This is a genomic window from Microbacterium sediminicola, assembly GCF_039531125.1.
Taxonomy (GTDB): domain Bacteria; phylum Actinomycetota; class Actinomycetes; order Actinomycetales; family Microbacteriaceae; genus Microbacterium; species Microbacterium sediminicola.
On record NZ_BAAAPL010000002.1, the window covers coordinates 628,170 to 647,011 of the forward strand.

The window sequence follows — 18,842 nt, forward strand, 5'->3', positions numbered from 1 at the left end:
CGTGAGCGAGCAGAAGTATGACGGCGGCGAGCTGCTGATCGAGGCGTTTGATGATCTGGGCGTTGACGTCATCTTCTGCTCGTCCGGTTCGGAGTGGGCGCCCGCCTGGGAGGCCCTCGCGCGCCGCCAGGCAGACGGCGTCCCCACTCCGCGCTACATCGATCTGATGCACGAGACCGTGGCCGTGGGCATGGCCACCGGCTACGGTCTCGTGACCCGTCGCGTGCAGGCGGTTCTGCTGCACGCGACCCCCGGCCTCTTGCAGGGGTCGATGGCTGTGCACGGCGCGCTGCTGGCGGGCGTGGGCATGGTCGTCACCTCCTCGGAGTCCACGACCTACGGCGACGGACCCGGGCAGGATCCGGGTGGCCAGTGGTACCGCAACCTCTCGATCGTCGGGGGCACCCACCCTGTCGCCGCCCCCTGGAGCAAGTGGTCGAATCAGGCCGCGTCCGTTCACACGCTCTACGAGTTCGTGAAGCGCGCGGGCGAGATGGCAGCGCGTCAGCCCACCGGACCGGTGTACATGAACCTGCCGCTGGAGGTGCTGCTCGAAGACGCCCAACGCCCCGAGGGCGGCAAGAAGGTCGTCGCCCGCGGGCGGCGCGTGAGCGTGCCCGAGGACATCGCGGCGGTCGCCGACCTCCTCGCCGGCGCGAAGAACCCGGTGATCATCACCGAAACCGCCGGGCGTGAGCAGGGCGGATTCGAGGCGCTGACCGCGCTCGCCGAGGATCTCGGTATCGCCGTGATCGAACCGACATCCACGGTGTGCGCGAACATCTCCAAGTCCAGCCCGGCCTACATCGGCAACGACGTCGAGAAGATCATCGACGAGGCCGATGTCATCCTGCTGATCAACGCACGCGCGCCCTACTACCCGCCGAGCAGGCGACCGGCGAAGGCGACCACGGTCGTCATCGACGAGATGCCGCAGCGACCGCACGTGGTGTACCAGGTGCTCAACGCCGACATGTACCTCGAGGGGGCGCTGCCCGAGACCCTCGCGGCGCTGCGGTCCGCCGCGCTCGAGCGCACGGATGCCGCACTGATCGCCGAGCGCCAGGCGGCGACCACGATCGCGCACGAGGCGTTCACGACGCAGACCGAGGCCCTCGAGGCGAAGGCACTTGCCGTCACCGATGTGATCGACCCGATCGCGCTGTCGGTGAAGCTGCGGGAGATCGTCCGCGTCGAGGATGCCACGGTGGTCGATGAGACCATCACGCACGGCCGCCTTGTGCAGCGTCACATCGGGTGGGAGCGTCCGGACGGCTTCTTCTACGTTCAGGGCGGGCTCGGTCAGGGCATCGCCGTGGCGCTCGGCGTGAAGCTCGCGGTGCAGGACGGATTCGTCCTCTACACCGTCGGCGACGGCGCGTTCCTCTACAACCCGATCGTCCAGTCGCTGATGGCGGCGAAGGACACCGACACCCCCGCACTCATCGTCATCTACAACAACAAGAAGTACCTGTCGATGAAGATGAACCACCTGCGGTTCTACCCGCAGGGCTCGGCCGTGCAGACGGACAACCACCTCGGCGTCGACCTGTCCACGCAGCCGGCCCTGAGCGAATTCGCGGCGCCGTTCGACATGTACCACGCCGAGGTCGACGACCCGGCAGAACTGGACCGGGTGCTCGCCGAAGCGGTCGCTGCGGTCAAGGGCGGCACCACCGCCGTCCTGAACGTCGCAGTCTCGCGCTGATACCTGGCGGGGACCGATCCGCGCGGATCGGTCCCCGCGCTCACATACCCGTCAAGGAGGACACATGCCCACCACCGTCTCCCCCGAGGCCTTCGAGGCCTTCGCCCGCGACATCTTCATCGCCAAGGGCCTCTCGCCGGAGGACTCCACCGCGCTCGCGCACTCGTTCGTCTGGGCGAGCCTGCGCGGCATCGACTCGCACGGCATCGCACGGGTGCCGCGCTATGTCGAGATGTTCGAGAACGGCATCGCAAACCCTGAGGCCACCATCACGATCGATGACACCCGCCCCGGCACCGCGATCGTGGACGCCGACTTCGCCCCGGGTCCCATCGCGCTGACGCGCGCGGCGAACCTCGCCGTCGAGAAGGCCAAGACCCAGGGCGTGGCGATCGTCTCGGTGCGCAACACCGTCCACACCGGTGCGATCGGCTACTACGCCTCCCTCGTCGCCGAGCAGGGACTGGTCGGCATCGGCATCGCCGCCGGCTCGCCGATGATGTCGTACACCGGCGCTGTCGGGGCATCCGTCGCGACCAGCCCGCTGGCCATCGGCGTTCCCGCCGGCGAGGGGCGCCCCACGGTGCTCCTGGACATGGCGACCTCGCTCATTGCAATGGGTAAGATCGCCGACGCCAAGCGCAAGGGCATCGCCCTTCCCGAGGGAGCGGCGACGACGGCCGATGGCACGCCGACCACCGACCCCGAGATCGCCAAGGTCCCGACTCCGCTCGGCGGCGCCAAGGGATCCGGCCTCTCCCTCATGTTCGAGCTGCTCACGAGCGTGCTCGTGACTGCGCCGATCCTCACGCCGTACCACGCCGGCACCAAGAAGCACCGCCAGAACGCGACGCTGATCGTCGTGGACCCCTCGGCCTTCGGCGACGTGACCGAGTTCGTCGCGAATGTGGATGCGACGGTGGACACGATCCACGCCCTGCCCAAGGCCGACGGCGTCGAGGAGATCTTCGTCCCCGGTGAGCGCAGCTCCGCGGCGGCCGTGAAGCGCGCCGAGGGCGGCATCCCCGTCGGCGACAAGCTCTGGAACGAGCTCGTCGCCCTCGCCGACGCGCTGGACGTCACCGTTCCCGCGGTGAGCTGACATGGCGCACCGCTGGCAGCTGCCGACGTACGGCGGCATCGACGCACTGGAACTCGTCGAGGTCGAGGTTCCCGAACCCGCACCCGGCCAGGTCACGATCGCCCTGTCCGCGGTCGGGGTGAACCCCTCCGACTACAAGACCCTGGGTGGCGGCTGGAATGCGGACGAATCTCTGCTTCCGCTGCCGGTCGGCCAGGAGGCCGTCGGGGTCATCGCCGCGGTCGGTGCCGACACCGAGATCGCCACGGGTCCCGTCGCGGTCGGTGACCGGGTCGTCGCCTTCAAGATCACCGGCGCCTTCGCGGAGCTGGTGACCGTCTCGGCGGCGGATGTCTTCGCGCTGCCGGACACGGTCGAGGATGTCGAGGCGGCAGGTCTGCTGCACGTCGGCGTCGTCGCGGCCGAGCTGCTCGCCCTCTCGGGCGCGACCGAGGGCCAGACCCTGCTGGTGCACGGCGCGTCGGGATCGGTGGGGGTCCTCGTCGTTCAGCTGGCCCGCCGCGCCGGCATCCGCGTCATCGGCACCGCGTCCGAGGCCAACCAGGGCAAGATCCGCGAGTTCGGTGCCGAGCCGGTCGTCTACGGTGAGGGGCTGGCCGACCGGGTGCGCGCTCTCGCGCCTGAGGGTGTAGATGCCGCCGTCGACGCGGTCGGGAGCGACGAGTCGCTTCCGGTGTCGCTGGAGCTCGTCGGCGACCCCAGCCGGGTCGCGACACTCGCTCCGGGCCCCGCGGCCAAGGAGGCAGGGGTCAAAATCTCGGCGGGAATGATGCCGGCCAGCATCCAGTTCCGCATGCCGCAGCGCGCTGTGATCCTGGACCTCGCGGCCCGTGGTGATCTGGTGCTGCCGATCGCGCGCACCTTTCCCCTCGCCGAGGCGAAGGAGGCCCTGCGCTTCGTCTCCTCCGGCCACCCCGGCGGCAAGGTCGTCTTGACGGTCTGAACGGACCGACGACAACGGGCTCGCCTCCGCGTGGAGGCGAGCCCGTTGCGTTGCCGCGGGGAGCGAGTCGCGTCAGCGACCGCCCATCTGGTCTTCGGCGGTGAGGTGCTCGACGGTCTTGCCGGTGTCGGCGAACGTGCGGGTGACGTAGGCGCCGGGGTAGATCCACAGGATGCGCATCGGCGCATCGCCGGTGTTCTGGTAGCGGTGGAAGACGTTCGCGGGGACGTACGCGGTGTCATCCTTCACGAGGTCGCGATGGATGAGGCCCTCTTCCGGGTCGTGGACCTCGACGAAGCCCGCGCCCTCGAGGATCAGCACCTGCTCGCCGCAGTTGTGCGAGTGTAGCGGTGCTCCGGCGCCGACGGGGTACACGCTGATGCCGGTGGTCACCTCGTTCGTGCCGCCGGCGGTGTCCTTGGTGATCAGCGGCCACGTCTTCACGGCGCCGCCGCGGTCGAGAACCTCGATCTCTTCGAATATGCGGACTGTCGTCATCGTCATGCCTCCTGGGGGTCGGTGGTGGGGCCTGTTGCCTGCCGCAGCGCCGAGTCCACGGCGGCGAGGGTCTTGTGATCGGCGAAGATCAGGGCATCGCGGATGCTGCGCCCGGGCGTGTAGAGCGCGTTGTTCTTCACCGCGTTGCCGAGGAAGCGGTTCGCGTGTCCCGCCAGCAGACCGAAGAACGCCGCGCTCGCGGTGGGGTTGTCGGCAAGGTCGGCCATCGAGGAGTCGAGCGTGACCGGGGGTGTCGGCAGAGGAGTCGGAGCGGCGCAGACCCATTCGTGGCGCCCGGAACCCACCTCGTGCCGCTCGCCGGTGGGGAGGATCACCTCGGCCGTCGTGTTGGCGGGGACAAGGGCGTGGACGTGGAGGAGGTCACCGCTGCGCCGCCACCCTGCTTCGGCACGCCCGTACGGGGTCTCATGTGCGGCTCGCGCGTGATCGAGCCGCGACAGCGGGTGCGGTGCGATGCGCAGGCGCCGGTATCCCGGCTCAGCCGCGGCGAGGCCGGCGACGGTGTCGTGCAGCCACGACCCGACCGAGCCGAGGGCGACGTGGTTGAACGAGATCATCTCGCCCGGATTGAGCGAGCCATCCGGCCGCAGCCCGTCCCAGCGCTCCCAGACGGTCGTCGCGCCCACCGAGACCGGGTAGAGCCATGAGGGCGCCTCGGTCTGGAAGAGGAGTCGCTCGGCGGTGTCGATGTGGCCGGTCGCCGTCAGGGCGGGTGCGACCATCGCGGTGCCGATCAGTCCGGTCGCGATCCGGTAGCCGTCGCGGCGCACCACGTAGGCGAGGCGATCGCCGACACGCTGTCGGAGCGCCGGGTCATCGATCAGCTCAAACGCGATCGCGATCGAGTAGGCGGTCTGCGTGTCGTTCATCATGCGGCCGGACTCGCTCACGAATGCCCGGACGAACGCGGCCCGCCCGTCGGCCGCCGCCGCGCGGTACCGGTCGGCATCCGTCTTCTCGCCGAGCTCCCCCGCGATGTCGGCTGTCAGCTGAGCGGTGCGGGCGAGATAGGCGGTCGCGACGAGATCGGTGTCGGTGCGCCCGCGCGCCGGGGCGTTGGGTGGGGCGTTCGGATCGAGCCAGTCGGCCAGCTGACGCCCCGTCGTCCACAGCCCCTCCGGGTCGCGCTGGGCGAGTTCGACCTCCATCCAGGCGCGGATGCCGGGGTAGAACTCGGTGAGCAGGGAGCGGTCGCCCGAGCTGTCCGCGAGCACCAGGGGGATGATCGTGATCGCGTCGCCCCAGGCGGCGATCGGTCCGCGATCGGCGAAGTCGGGGACGACGTCGGGAGCGAACAGCGGTACCACCCCGCCGAGGCGGTCCTGCTCGATCCGCAGGTCGCGCAGCCACGACCGCAGGAACGCGTGGCAGTCGTAGAGGAAGTCGGCCGTGGGAGCGAACAGCTGCGTATCGCCCGTCCACCCGAGGCGCTCGTCGCGCTGCGGGCAGTCCTGCGGAACAGCGAGGTAGTTGCCCCGCAGGGTCCACACGATGTTCTCGTGGAAGCGGTTGAGCGCGGCATCCGAGCTCTCGAACCAGCCGGTGCGCCGCAGGTCGCTGCCGAGGATCACCGCCTCGACGGCGGCCGGGTCGAACTCGCCGGGCCACCCGTCGATGTCGACGTAGCGGAAGCCGTGGAAGGTGAAGCGCGGCTCGAAGGACTCTGCCGCGCCGGTGCCCGCCAGTGTGAAGACATCGACCTGTGAGGCCTCGCGCAGGGGACGGCGTGCCAGCTCACCCTCATCGAGCACTTCGGCGTGCCGCACGGTGATCGTCGTGCCGGCGGGGCCGGAGACCGTCAAGCGCAGGCGTCCCACGAGGTTCTGGCCGAAGTCCAGCAGGACGCGGCCCGACGGCGTCGTCGAGATCGCAACCGGCGCGAGGCCCCCGGTGCGGCGCACGGGCGGTGCCATGCGGGGCTCAAGTCCCGAGACATCATCGTCGGTGATGAGTGCCGGCATCCAGGTCGAGTCGTCGAAGGACGGCATCTGCCAGCCGGCGGGGGCACGTCGAGCATCGACCTGCTCTCCCTCGTAGATGCCGCTGGCGACGATCTGGCCCTCGCCGGAGGTGCGCCAGGTCTCGTCGGTGGGGACGATCTCGCGGGAGCCGTCGCCGTAGTCGAGGATCAGCTGGCCGACGAGTCGGGGCTGATCGCCGTGGAACCGCACCCGGCCCCGCACCGGGTGGTACTTCTCTGTGAACCACCCGCCACCCAGGTGCGCCGACAGGACGTTCTCTCCGGCCGAGAGGAGAGAGGTGACATCCGCGCTCTCGTACACCAGACGGCTCTGATAGGTCGTCCACCCGGGGGTGAGGATCGCATCGTTCGCGGCCGCGCCGTTGACCGCCATGTCCACGACGCCGAGGGCGCTCCAGTAGAGCGTGGCCGCCCGCAGTCCCTCGCGGACGGTGAGCGATCGACGAAGCAGGACCGGCTGGGCATCGGCGGTCGGCTGGGCCTGCCCGATCGGCAGTCCCGCCCACTCAGGGGCGATGGCCGACCAGACGGCCAGCGGCGCACTCCACCCCGTCACCCGGCCATCGGTGGCAGCCGCGCGGACGGTGACCTCTCTGCGCTGTGCGGGCTCGAGCGGTGCGAACGGCCACGCGACGAAGAGCGAGTCGGCCCCCTCGATGCGGTGGATGTCGTCGCCGCTGCGGACCTCGGCCCAGGACTGCTCCCATGCGGGCTCGTCGGCCTCGACGATCCAGGACAGGCGCGGAGCCGGCACGGCGACGTCGGCGGAATCCGATCTCAGCTCGACGGTGAGCGATGCAATTCGTGCAGACACCATCTCACGCTAGGTGTTCGGGCGATTCGGTGGGTGCACGCTAACGTTGCCCGCCGGGCGGGCGTTTCGCGCGGCATCCGCTCGTAGTCTCCGACGTGAGAACACTCATTCAGGAGGCACCCGTGCGCGTTGGCACCATTCCGCTCGAGACCATGGTCGGCAAGCAGCGAGAGCTCGCCGACCGCATCATCGCCAAGCGCGGCAAGATCGGGGGACCCTTCAAAGTCTGGCTCAACAGCCCCGAACTCTGCGACCGGGTGGAGGCTCTGGGTGCCTTCGTGCGGTTCGAGTGCAGCATGCCCGAACGCGTGCGCGAGTACGCCCTGCTGGTCGCCGCCCGCTACTTCGACGCGCAGTACTCCTGGATGTCGCACGTCGACCACGCCATCGAGACCGGAGTGCCGGCCGATGCGGTTCGGGCCCTGGCCGCGTGGGAGGATCCGGACTTCGGCGAGGATGTCGAGCTGCGGGTGTTCCACGACTTCGCGGTCGAGCTGCTGAGCACCCACTTCGTGTCGGATGAGACCTACGCGCGCATGTCCGAGGTCTTCACCGACGAGCAGCTGGTGGATGCCATCGGACTGCTCGGCAACTACACGCTGCTCTCGATGTGCCTGAACACCTTCCAGGTGGACCTCAATCCCGACAAGCCGGCGCCTTTCGCCGACGTCGCGGGCTACGGCAAGAGCTAGTCGGTCTCGGCGGCCTGGCAGTAGTCGCAGGTCTCGTCATCGCAGAACCAGACGTCGTCGAGCATCGGCGATGCCTGGGTGGTGTTGATTGCGGTTGTGCTCATCGCGTGCTCCTTCCGGGATGCTGGGGACAATGTTCGCCCCCGACGCGGGTGTGGACAATGCGCTTTCGTGCATCCGAAGGTGGAGCGTCGCTCACGCCTCATCCATCGGCGCGATCACGCGGAGATTGTGAGAATCCACGACGAGAACGCAGTTTCTTGTGTGGAGGAGTCACTATGCGGCCGGCGCGCGACACGGCTAGCGTGCATCACAAGTTTCAGATGCCTGAAAAGAGGATGCGATGGTGAAGGCACGCTCGCGCCCCCACGTGCGCGACTTCCATGACGACGATCTCGACGGGATCGTGCGCCTCTGGCAGGCGGCCGACGCCGGTGCCGACAGCCCGGTGTACTCGCTCGCCGAGGTGATCGCCTCGTGCCGTGAGGACCACGCCACCGTTGCGGTGCACGGCGACACGGTCGTCGGTGTTGCCGTGGGTCGGGCGGCCCACGCCCAAGGGTGGCTCGTGTTCTTCGCGGTCGATCTCGTGTTCTTCGCGGTCGACGAGCACGGCGATGCCACGGCCATCGGCGGTGAGCTGCTCGATGCGCTGGAGCGACGGATGGCGCCGCTGGGCCTCGGCAAGCTCTCGGCACTGGTGTCCGGCGAATCGGATCGTGCCGCGGGGCTGCTGGCCAACGGCTTCGAGGAACGCCATCACCTGCGCTATTTCGAGCGACAGATGCCTGTCCAGCGCCGCGAGCTGGATCTGCTCAAGGAGGTCGGTGGCCGCATCCTGCCGCGCAATCTCTGGGGATCCGTGGCCGGCATGCGCCACGAGAAGGCGCTTCTCGAAGAGCGCCTGGTCGCACCCCTGTCGCAGCCCGATCTGGCAGCGCGGTTCGGGGTCGTCCCGCCCCGTGCGGTAATGCTGTTCGGCCCTCCCGGCACCGGGAAGACGACGTTCGCGCGCGCGATCGCGTCACGCCTGGACTGGCCCTTCGTCGAGCTGTTCCCCTCGCGCCTCGGCGACCCGCGTGGGGGAATGGCGCACGCACTGCGCGAATCGTTCGCGACGATCTCGGAACTCGAACACGCCGTCGTGTTCATCGACGAGGTCGAAGAGATCGCCTCGCGCCGCGGGGGTGATCCGCCGTCGCCGACGCAGGGAGTGACCAACGAACTGCTGAAAGTGGTTGCGGAGTTCCGTGACCGACCGGGTCGGCTGCTGATCTGCGCGACGAACTTCATCCGGGCACTGGATGCCGCCTTCCTGCGCCACGGGCGTTTCGACTACGTGCTGCCGATCGGTCTGCCCGATGCCGAGGCGCGCGCCGCGATCTGGACGAAGTACGTTCCCGACGACGCGCTCGCGCGGCTGGATGTCGCGGAGTTGGTCTCTGCCAGCGAGGGGCTGACGCCCGCCGACATCGAGTACGCGGCGCGGCGGGCATCGCAGGATGCGCTGGGCCGCGCACTGCGCACGGGGGAGGAGTCGACCCTGCAGTCCGAGGACTACATCACTGCGCTGGCATCCACTCGGGCGACCGTCTCGGCCGAGGTCGCCGAGGCCTTCACGCAGGACATCGCGACCCTCGCCCGTCTGTGATGGGGCGAGGGTCGCGCGAGCCCTCTGCCAGAGCGGTCAGTCCTTGCGGTAGGCGGTGCGCGCGAACTCGTTGTAGGGCGCCGGCTGCACGGTCGCGCCGATGCGGGGCAGACCCAGGTCGGCGTCGGATGCGGTGCCGTGACCGGGGTGATCTCCCCAGACGACCTCGACGCGCGTGCCGGGAGTCGCGTACTCCTCCGCGATCAGCGAGAGCGCCAGCACGCGATCCAGCGGAGCGATGCGTCCTGCCTGGAAGGTCGTTCCGACGAGCGTTCCGTCGACCTCGATGCGCTGGCGCCCGTAGTTGTTGAGGTAGTCACCCGGGGCACCGAGCGCCTCCGAGGCATCCAACTCGAGCGTGACCTTCGTGCGCAGCGGGCCATTCTTGGCGGCGATCAGCGCGTCACGTCCGATGAAGTCGTGATCCAGGGACACCGAGCGCCCGTAGCCGAGCTCCCAGGGGGAGGTGTAGTAGTCGGTGATGTCGTCGGAGTAGAAGCTGCCGTAGAGCGGGTTCTGCCCCTCGTAGGTGAACAGTCCCAGCTGTGCGCGGTATTCGGCGAGTTCGGGATCGGTGAAGATCGCCGGTGTAGGCGTGGGGATCCAGCCCGACTCGATGCCATTCGTCGCATACGACAGCGCGCCGACATGGCTGATGCCGAACTCGGCGCCGGCCGCGAACAGCGCGTCCTTGACGGCGTCGTGGTCGGCGTACGAGCCGATGAACTCGTAGCCGGGCTGGCCGGCCATGCCGTGCCGCAGCGCGCGGAAGCGGGCGCCGGCGAGCTCGACCTCGGTGGTGTGGAAGAACTTCGTCGTCGGGAGGGGGCCGCCGAAGGCCTTCTCGACGACGGCGAGGGCGGCGGGGCCCTGCACCTGGAGGCGGAACAGGCGGGGGTCGCCCGGGGTGAAGGACCGGTCGGGGTCGGTCTCGATCTCGACGTCGTATCCGCCGCTCTTCGCGTGATACGCGACCCAGTTCTGTGCGCCGGGCACGCCTGAGAGTACGAAGGATTCCTCGCCGTCACGCAGCAGGATGCCGTCGGTGATGAGGTTGCCGTTGTACGACACAGGGACGAACTGCTTGGCCTGCCCGATGGCGCAGCCCGGAATGTTGTTGGCGCTCACGTCCGAGAGAAGTCGCGCGGCATCCGGGCCCCGGAGGAACGTATCGGACATGTGGTACGACAGGTCCGACACGGTCACCTCGGTGCGCCAGGCAGCCTGCTCGGCGCCCCACCCGGCGTACTCGTCCTCGACGATCGGGGGCTTCCAGGGCGGTGCGCCCGGCTTCCAGAGCAGATCGACGGCCGATCCCGCCTGGTCGATGCCCTGCTGCAGGCTGACGAACTCCCATGCCATGTCCGGCTCCTTTGCCTTCGGGTATGGCGCACCGCCGTCGGTGCGTCCTCAGCAATATAAGTCAGCTGAAATAGTTTTCGCTAGCTGATTCTTGGGATCGTGCCGTCTGAACGAGCAGGGCGGCCTGCGTGCGGGATGCGAGGTCGAGCTTGGTCAGGACGTTGCTCACGTGAGTGCGCGCCGTGCGCTCGGTGATGTCCAACCGGTCGGCGATCTGCTGATTCGTTAGTGCCGCCCCCAGCAGTGCCAACACCTCGCGCTCCCTCGGTGACAGTCGACCCAGGCGGAGATCGAGGTCGGCATCGCGCGCCGGGGAGACGGCAGTGCCCAGCTCGAGCGCGCGCGCCGCGACATCCGCCACCGAACGCAGGTACGCGAGCAGGCGCTCTGTCAGTGCCGCCCCCGGCGCGAGATAACAGTTGATGACCCCGGCATGCGCCACGGCTGGCGCGATCGGTGTGGCCACGTAGTCCGACCACGAGATCTCGCGCAGATAGGGATGCAGCGGTGCCCAGCGACGGTCGGTGAGCATGCGGTCACGACGGCCGCGTACGACGCGCTGCCCTGAGGCGTGAGGGTCGTCGAAGGTGACCAGCACCGCGCCGCGGGTTCGGCAGTCACGCAACCGGTCGGCGAATGCCGGATCGTCGCGGAACCCTGCGGACCCCAGTGCGCGCACGGCCTCTGTCGGTGGGGCTGCCACGACGACCTGCGCGCCCGCGATGGGACCCGCCAGGGTGAGAGACGACGCCAGTGCCGTCAGCAGCTGCTGCACACCCCTACCCTAGGCAGATCGACCCGATCAGCCCAGGCTCGCGACATCCACGCGCCTGCCGTCCGGGATGAACGGCAGTGCCGTGACCACGGCCCTGACCGTGCGCTGGGGCGTTCCCGGACGACCCCACAGCACCTCGACCGTCGTCCCCGGTGCCGCGTGCTCGGGCGCGAGCGCCGCGAACGAGATGACTTTGCGCAGGAACGGGCTGTAGGTGCGCCCGCTCGCGACCCCGACATCGTCCCCGGCGACCTGCACGCGGTCGAACGCCGGGCCCGAGAAGCGCGGCAGTGTCATCTGATCGGCGGGTTCGTCGTCGAAGAGCGAAGCGAAGACGCCCTGCACATCCGCGGTGTCCCAGATCAGGCCGACGAAGGCGCGGGATGTCTCCGCGTGGGCTTCGAGTGCGGACCGGCCGAGGTAGTCATCCTCTTTCGCGCGGGCTCGTGCGGTCCAGCCGAGTTCGCTCGGCCGCCGGAAGAAATCGGTGACGGCGGTGGGCTCGAAGCTGCCGGTGGGCCGGCCATGACGGAACTGCCACGGGGAACCGGGCGTCACGATCGACGACGGCAGGTAGTCCAGGCCGTTGGTGGCGATTCCGGCCTCGACGTGCTGATTCGACATCGCCTGGAAGCCGAGCTGGAGGAGCCTGAACGGCGCACCGGCCTCGACGACCGCCTGCCACACGTGGTTGCCATCGCCGGTTACTCCGTGCAGTTCGTAACCGAGCTGGCCCGAGATCCCCGTGCGCAGCACGCGGAGGGGGACGCCTGCCAGCGTCAGTTCCCGACTGCGGTTGAATGCGATGTCGCGCAGCGGCGCGCTGGTCAGCGTCTCGAGCACGGCGAGCGAAGCCGGGCCCTGGATGCCGAAAATGAATCGATCGGGAGTGATGTCCTCGGTCTTGAGGTCCCACTCGCCCTGGCCCGCCTGCCACAGCAGCCAATCGCCCGAGCCCGCGGTGAAGATGAACGCCTCTTCGGCGACGCGCAGCAAGATGCCTTCCATGGCGACATACCCGTTCTCGTCGAGCTGCACGTGGTGCTTGATCTGGCCGATCTCGAACCGGCTCAGATCGTTCATGCCGAGCCACGACAGGAAGCGCAACGCATCCGCGCCGCTCACCCGAATCTTGGCGAGTGGCGACCAGTCGCCGATGTAGGCGGTGTCGTGGTGGGCGCGCGCCTCGGCGAAGGTGTTCGTGAACTCGGTCGCCAGGAACATCGGTCCGAACCGCATGTGCGTGCTCGACACGGCTGTCGCGTCTTGCGCGGCCGCCGCAGGGCTGAAGTACGCGGGGCGCTCGGTGATGAAGGCACCGTGCGGTGCGGCCTTGAAGTCCTCGTACGTGCGGCGTTGGTCGTCGGCGAAGCTCATTCGCGGTCTCCTCGGGTGGGGGCGGCGACGCTCCGATGCGGCGCCGTACTCCCCCGTTCTATCCGCGAGTGCGGTGCCGTGGATGCATCCTGGGTGTGCGTTCCCGACCGCGACGAATGACGTAGTCGGGAACGCACCGCCAGCGCGAGTCCGGATGCCTACGACAGCGCCAGACAGCGCGTCAGCGCCTCTCGCAGGGCGGCCGCGGGGTCATCCGCGACGTCGGCGTGGCGCCACGCGACGTGCTGGTCGGGACGCACGAGGATCGCGCCCTGCTCGCCGATCTCACTCACGCGTGACCAATCGCCGTACAGGTCGGCGACGTCTCCACCCGGGCCGATCCGGTGGACGGCGAGTGGGATGCCGCGCTCGGCCGCGACGGCACGGGCGGCTTCCACCCACCGGGCACCGCGGGCACGCGTCAGCAGGGTGAACTGCTCGGGGCCGCAGAGGTCCAGCGTCGAGATGCGGTGACCGGAGCGCTCGACCCAGCAGTGCGGCACCCGCGCGCCCGGCCGGCTGGAGGGCGAGTAGTGCAGCAGCGGGTCGAGCGTCACCTGTGCGGTGGGGCTCCCGTCCGGGGCGACGGCCGTCGACGAGTACACCTGATTCATCTCGGTGCCATGGGCGTGGTACGAGAACCGCTTGTCTTGCTTCGCCGCTTCGAACGTGGCGCGACGCTGCTCGCCGGCATCCGAGTCCTCGAACAGCACATCGAACTGGGCCTGGCGCTCGGCAGGACTCGCCTTCGGGTCCACGCCGAGCGCGCGCACGACATCCGGGTTCTGATGCCAGCCGGCCAGGGCTCGGTCGACGACGTTCTTGCCGACCGGCTGCCGCTCGTTTGTATACGTGTTGAGCAGTGCCGGGTCGGCACCCCAGCGCAGCACGGCCGCGATCTTCCAGACCAGGTTGAACGAGTCCTGGATGCAGGTGTTGCCGCCCAGGCCGTTCATGGGTGGATGCCGGTGCACGGCGTCGCCGACGCAGAGCACCCGCTCGCTCTGAAAGCGCTGCGCGACGACGTGGTTGATCATCCACGGGTACATGCCCTTGATCGTGATCTCGACCTCGTCGTCCTGGACCACTTCGCGGACGGCCGCGATCAGCTCCTCTTCGCTGAGCGAGCGCACGCTCTCGCCGAGGTGCACGAACCCGATGATCCATTCGTGCCAGGGACGCACCATCCGCAGCATCGCGTTTCCGACCGAGCCCTCGCGGCCGGGTTGGAAGATCCAGAAGATCGAGCCCGGGCGGTCGGCGAGGTGACGCGAGAGGTCGGCCTCGAAGTGGACGTTGAGCGCGGGGGCGAGCCCGGCGGTCCCCTCGAAGGGGAGTCCGATCGCCTCGGCGACGGGGCTCTGCCCGCCGTCGGCCCCGATGACGTACTTCGAGCGGACGGTGAACTCTTCGCCCGTGATGCGGTCGCGCAGCGTGGTCATCACGCCCTCGGCATCCTGCTCCAGACCGACGAACTCGGTGCGGTAGCGCACGGTGACGCCGAGCCGCATCGCCTCCCCGATGAGGATCGGCTCGAAGCGGTCCTGCGGAAGATCGCAGCCGTGACCCGGGCTGTGCGCGTACTCGCCCGCGCGGGTCGGGTCGCCGCCCCAGCTCCACAGGCGCCCGAACTCGAGCCCGTTGACAGCTGTCATCATGACGTGATTGGCCATCAGTTCACCCGGGGATGCCGCGGCCTCGCACGCCTGCTCGAGACCGACGGCGCGCATGACCTCCATGGTGCGCTGGTTGACGATGTGGGCGCGGGGGGAGTTCGCGACCCACGGCGCACGGCTGATCACCATCGCGTCGATGCCGTGCCGGCCGAGCAGCACTCCGGCGGTCGCGCCGGCAAGGCCTGCGCCGACGACGAGCACCTCGGTTTCGATCTGGTTCATGATGGCAACACCTTCGTTTCATCGATCCGGTAATTTGTCATGCAAACATACGCATATTGCGGAAGGGGTGAGCATGAGCGCTGCGCACGATGAGCGTGCACGTCTGTTCGGCGAGGTTGCCGACATGATCGTCGACATCGCACGAGAGGTGAGATTGCGCGGTGCCGTCGACGCTCCCGGCGTCCCGCTCAACCAGACCCACAGCCAGGTGATGCGCTTCGTCCACGCCCACCCGGGCGAGGCGGGCTCGGCGATTGCGCGCGCGATCGGCATCAAGCGCAGCAACGTGAGTGCCGCACTGCAGGAGCTGCGCGACCTCGGCTACGTCACGCTCGAACGATCGACGACGGATGCACGCGCGATGCAGGTGTTCCCGACCGCCCTGGCCGAGCAGACAGTGGCGTCGCTGCGCGGGCGCTGGGGGGACCTGCTCGGGCAGGCCTGGGAGCGCGCGCCGGGTGACCTCGATGATCTCGTCCGCGCGCGGGAGACCCTGACCGCCCTCATGGCGGGGCTGCGAGGCATCCGCGACGAGTGATCGCGCCGGTGGAGCCATCCCGCACCGTCTGCAAGCACATCCTGCACTCGCGCGTGCGTGAGAGGTCGCAGAATACGAGGACGCGTTCGCACGATGCCGTGCGCCACGAAAGGACTCTCCCGTGACTGATACCCCCGTGACAGACACCCGCGCGACAGACGCTCCCCGACCCAACGTGCTTGTCATCCTGGCCGACGATCTGGGCTACTCCGATCTGGGCAGCTACGGCGGCGAGATCCCGACACCGAACCTCGACCGCCTCGCCGCCCGTGGCGTGCGGATGTCGAGCTTCTACGCGAACCCGAAATGCAGCCCGACGCGGGCATCCCTCATGACAGGTCGCTATTCGCACGAGGTCGGGATCGGCGTGCTGACCCGACCGCTCGGCTATCGCGGGTCGTTGGACGTCGACGTGCCGACGATCGCGAACGTCCTGCATGACCAGGGCTACTTCACGAGTATCACCGGCAAGTGGCATCTCTCGAGCGACGTCAGCGCACCCAACGAGACCTGGCCTACCAGGCGCGGCTTCGAGGACTTCTTCGGCATCGTGACGGGCGGCACCAGCTATTTCAACCCGCAGGCGTTCTACCGCGGCGAAGAGCCCGTGCAGGTGGATGCCGCAGACGACGCCTTCTATCTGACGCACGCGTTCACCGAGCACGCGCAGGAGGTCATCGCTTCGGCGGCAGGCCAGGACCGCCCCTTCTTCCTCTACCTCGCCTACACCGCCCCGCACTGGCCGCTGCAGGCCCCCGCCGCAGACATCGCGGCGCAGCAGGGGCGCTATGCCGGCGGCTGGGACCAGGCCCGCATCGCGCGTGAACAGCGTCAGGCGGACCTGGGACTCTTTCCCCGCCCCTTCGAGCCGGCTCCCCGCGACGCCGAAGAGCCTTCGTGGGCCGACGCCGAGAACTCGGAGTGGCAGCAGCGGCGCATGGAGGTCTACGCGGCTCAGGTCGGGGTGATGGATCGGGGGATCGGTCAGATCCTCGGCCAGCTCGAGGCCGCCGGAACCCTGGATGACACCCTCATCCTGTTCTTGTCCGACAACGGTGCCGAGGCGGCCGAGTTTCGTCCCGGGCAGACGTTCAATCCGCTCGTCACACCGGAGACCACCCGAGGTGGGGAGCAGTCCGCCATGGGGAACCGCCCGGAGGTCATGCCTGGTGCCGAGAGTACCTTCCAGAGCTACGGGCGCCCGTGGGCGAACCTGTCGAACACGCCCTTCCGTTTCTACAAGTCGTGGGTGCACGAGGGTGGCATCGCAACGCCGCTGATCGCTTCGTGGCCCGCGGGCGGACTGGACGGCGGGGGGATCATCCACGAGCCGGGGCATGTCATCGACCTCATGCCGACGATCGCGGCGGCCACGGGTGCGCAGCGCCCCGACGTCTTCGCCGGCGCAGATCTGCTAGGGGCTTTGCGTGGTCGCGGCCTCGACGAGCGCGACATCTGCTGGGAGCACATCGGCAACGGTGCGATCCGTCGCGGGGACTGGAAGCTGGTGTGCGAGAACGAGCGCGACTGGGAGCTCTACGACATGTCGGTCGACCGTGCCGAGCAGAACGACCTCGCTGCGTCCCATCCCGACCTCGTGGCCGAGCTCTCGACCGCGTGGAAGACCTGGGCCGACTCGCACGGAGTCATCCCGTTCGATGAGCTGCAGCGCATGTTCGTCGAGCGGGGATTGCCCGCCTGGCAGGCGAAGTCGTGATGTCGGCATCACGACGAAGCGTTCTTTCGGCGTGCATGCACGGGCGTCACATCGTGCACAGTTAGGTTGCGTGCGCGGGTCTGGGTCACAGCAAACGGCCTGGGTAACGTCAAAGCACCACCCGCTCCACCCAATGGGTGTCCATCACAGGGCCGAGCGTTGAGCTCGACCTGACGCAAGGAGGCGTCATGACAGCGAAGTCAACAATTCTGAAGGCGATGGTGCCGCTGGCCGTCGCCGGGATGCTGCTCGTCGGCTGTTCCGGTGGCAGCACACCGGCTCCGACCGAGACATCCACCGCACAGCCGCCGAGCGAGCCCACCGGCACGCTCCGCATCAACTGGGGCAACGCACCCACCAGCTGGGCACCCGGTGCTCGTACAGAGTTCGGTCTGATGGCCGTTCCGTACGAGACCCTCGTACTGCTCAGCGAGGACTACGAGATTCTCCCGAACCTGGCCACCGACTGGGAGCAGGGCGCGAAGGATCTCACCCTGACCCTGCGTGATGACGTGACCTTCCACGACGGCACGCCTTTCAACGCCGAGGCCGTCAAAGCGAACATCGAGTACGTGCGCGACAACCCCGGCGCCTACTCGGGCCCGCTGCAGGCGGTCGCGTCGGTCGACATCGTCGACGAGTTCACCGCGAAGATCAACTTCAAGTTCCCGGCGCCGTCATTCCTGACCATGCTGACGCGCAACAACGTGCTGATCGCCAGCCCCGCGGCCCTCGCGGACGGCTCGATCGTCAACGCCCCCGTCGGGACCGGCCCCTGGAAGTACGACACCGCCAACTCCGTGGACGGCACTAAGTACGCCTTCACCCTCAACGAGGACTACTGGGGCGACATGGTGTACTTCGAGAACGTCGAGGTGTACTCGATCGCCGATGACACGTCCGCCGTCGGTGCGCTCGTCAATGGCGAGATCGACGTCACAGATGTCGAGGATGAGCAGGTCGCGCGGGTGGAGAGCACTGCGAACCTCTCGAGTTACAACTACCCGTCGCTGCGCAACAACGTCGTCTTCTTCGATCGTGCACCGGGTGGTGTCTTCGGCGATGTCGAGGTGCGCCAGGCGGTCTGTTCGGCGCTGGATGTCGAGGCGCTCATCGAGTACGGCCAGAACATCTACGACGCCCCGCAGCAGCACTTCCTCGAGGGAGAGCCCGGCTACAACCCCGAGATCATCGGTTACCCCACCGACCTCGAGGCCGGTCAGGAGCTGCTCGGCAGCAACACTGTGGCGGCAGCGTTCCCGTCGGCACCCTTCCTCAAGTCGCAGCTCGAGGTCTACGCAGACCAGATGAGCCAGCTCGAGGGTGTCGATATCACGGTCCAGGAGCTCGCAATCCCCGACTTCCAGTCGACCTGGAACAGCGGACAGTACGCGCTGGGCGTCGGATCCAACAACGAGATCACGCCCTACGACTGGTACGCGAGCTGGTTCGCCGCGGGTGCGCGTCAGAACCCCTCCGGCTACGAGAGCCCTGAGCTCAAGGCCGCAGCTGACGCCGCGATCGCGGCCGGCTCGTCCGACGAGGCCGATGCGCTGTGGGCCGAGGTCATGAAGGTCATCATCGATGACGAGGCGCTCGCGTGCGGCTTCTCGGTGCCGGGACAGGTGATCGGCTACGACAACGAGACGGTTGCAGGCATCGAACAGGATGTCCACTTCCCGTACATCGTCAACATGATCAACTACCGCACGGCCTTCCCGGTCGTCGCAGCGGAGTGACACCCCGCATCGCCCCGGCAGGATCG

The 18,842-nt window shown here is 68.4% G+C and carries 14 protein-coding genes; 8 read left to right on the forward strand and 6 right to left on the reverse strand.

Annotated elements, in window-relative coordinates:
- Window position 1: 1 nt before the first annotated feature.
- The 3 genes from ABD206_RS11605 to ABD206_RS11615 all read left to right on the forward strand — a co-directional run bounded on the left by ABD206_RS11605 (window position 2) and on the right by ABD206_RS11615 (window position 3,753).
- Complete coding sequence (locus ABD206_RS11605; protein ID WP_344072702.1) at window positions 2-1,708, forward strand: thiamine pyrophosphate-binding protein; 1,707 nt, start codon at window positions 2-4, stop codon at window positions 1,706-1,708.
- Between the two features lie 64 nt (window positions 1,709-1,772).
- A complete protein-coding gene (locus ABD206_RS11610; RefSeq protein WP_344072704.1) occupies window positions 1,773-2,810 on the forward strand; it encodes an Ldh family oxidoreductase in 1,038 nt (345 codons plus the stop codon).
- 1 nt (window position 2,811) lies between these two features.
- Window positions 2,812-3,753, forward strand: coding sequence for an NADP-dependent oxidoreductase (locus tag ABD206_RS11615; RefSeq protein ID WP_344072706.1), 942 nt, complete (start codon window positions 2,812-2,814; stop codon window positions 3,751-3,753).
- A gap of 72 nt (window positions 3,754-3,825) precedes the next feature.
- Here the strand turns inward: ABD206_RS11615 and ABD206_RS11620 are convergent, their stop codons facing one another.
- The gene (locus tag ABD206_RS11620) at window positions 3,826-4,257 is read right to left on the reverse strand and encodes a cupin domain-containing protein (protein ID WP_344072708.1); all 432 of its coding nucleotides are present in this window, start codon (window positions 4,255-4,257) and stop codon (window positions 3,826-3,828) included.
- Window positions 4,254-7,070, reverse strand: a complete 2,817-nt coding sequence (locus tag ABD206_RS11625) for an alpha-L-rhamnosidase (RefSeq protein WP_425561196.1) — start codon at window positions 7,068-7,070, stop codon at window positions 4,254-4,256. The genes ABD206_RS11620 and ABD206_RS11625 overlap by 4 nt, the downstream gene beginning before the upstream one ends.
- Window positions 7,071-7,189: 119 nt before the next feature.
- Here ABD206_RS11625 and ABD206_RS11630 point away from each other — a divergent pair, with 119 nt between their 5' ends.
- Complete coding sequence (locus ABD206_RS11630; RefSeq protein ID WP_344072713.1) at window positions 7,190-7,759, forward strand: carboxymuconolactone decarboxylase family protein; 570 nt, start codon at window positions 7,190-7,192, stop codon at window positions 7,757-7,759.
- Between the two features lie 346 nt (window positions 7,760-8,105).
- Window positions 8,106-9,410: an AAA family ATPase gene (locus tag ABD206_RS11635; protein ID WP_344072715.1), complete on the forward strand. Its 1,305-nt coding sequence runs from the start codon at window positions 8,106-8,108 to the stop codon at window positions 9,408-9,410.
- 36 nt (window positions 9,411-9,446) lie between these two features.
- Here ABD206_RS11635 and ABD206_RS11640 read toward each other — a convergent pair whose 3' ends face one another.
- From ABD206_RS11640 to ABD206_RS11655, 4 genes are all read right to left on the reverse strand, one after another.
- Complete coding sequence (locus ABD206_RS11640; protein ID WP_344072717.1) at window positions 9,447-10,772, reverse strand: aminomethyl transferase family protein; 1,326 nt, start codon at window positions 10,770-10,772, stop codon at window positions 9,447-9,449.
- 61 nt (window positions 10,773-10,833) lie between these two features.
- A complete protein-coding gene (locus tag ABD206_RS11645) occupies window positions 10,834-11,547 on the reverse strand; it encodes a helix-turn-helix transcriptional regulator (RefSeq protein ID WP_344072719.1) in 714 nt (237 codons plus the stop codon).
- Between the two features lie 27 nt (window positions 11,548-11,574).
- Window positions 11,575-12,924, reverse strand: a complete 1,350-nt coding sequence (locus tag ABD206_RS11650; RefSeq protein ID WP_344072721.1) for a hypothetical protein — start codon at window positions 12,922-12,924, stop codon at window positions 11,575-11,577.
- 158 nt (window positions 12,925-13,082) lie between these two features.
- A complete protein-coding gene (locus ABD206_RS11655; protein ID WP_344072723.1) occupies window positions 13,083-14,822 on the reverse strand; it encodes an FAD-dependent monooxygenase in 1,740 nt (579 codons plus the stop codon).
- A 73-nt stretch (window positions 14,823-14,895) separates the two neighbouring features.
- On the opposite strand from ABD206_RS11655, the gene ABD206_RS11660 reads away from it, so the two are divergent.
- The 3 genes from ABD206_RS11660 to ABD206_RS11670 all read left to right on the forward strand — a co-directional run bounded on the left by ABD206_RS11660 (window position 14,896) and on the right by ABD206_RS11670 (window position 18,816).
- Window positions 14,896-15,360, forward strand: a complete 465-nt coding sequence (locus tag ABD206_RS11660; RefSeq protein WP_344072726.1) for a MarR family winged helix-turn-helix transcriptional regulator — start codon at window positions 14,896-14,898, stop codon at window positions 15,358-15,360.
- Between the two features lie 121 nt (window positions 15,361-15,481).
- Complete coding sequence (locus ABD206_RS11665) at window positions 15,482-17,077, forward strand: arylsulfatase (RefSeq protein WP_344072728.1); 1,596 nt, start codon at window positions 15,482-15,484, stop codon at window positions 17,075-17,077.
- 188 nt (window positions 17,078-17,265) lie between these two features.
- On the forward strand, window positions 17,266-18,816 hold the full coding sequence (locus ABD206_RS11670; RefSeq protein ID WP_344072729.1) for an ABC transporter substrate-binding protein: 1,551 nt from the start codon (window positions 17,266-17,268) through the stop codon (window positions 18,814-18,816).
- Window positions 18,817-18,842 lie beyond the last annotated feature (26 nt).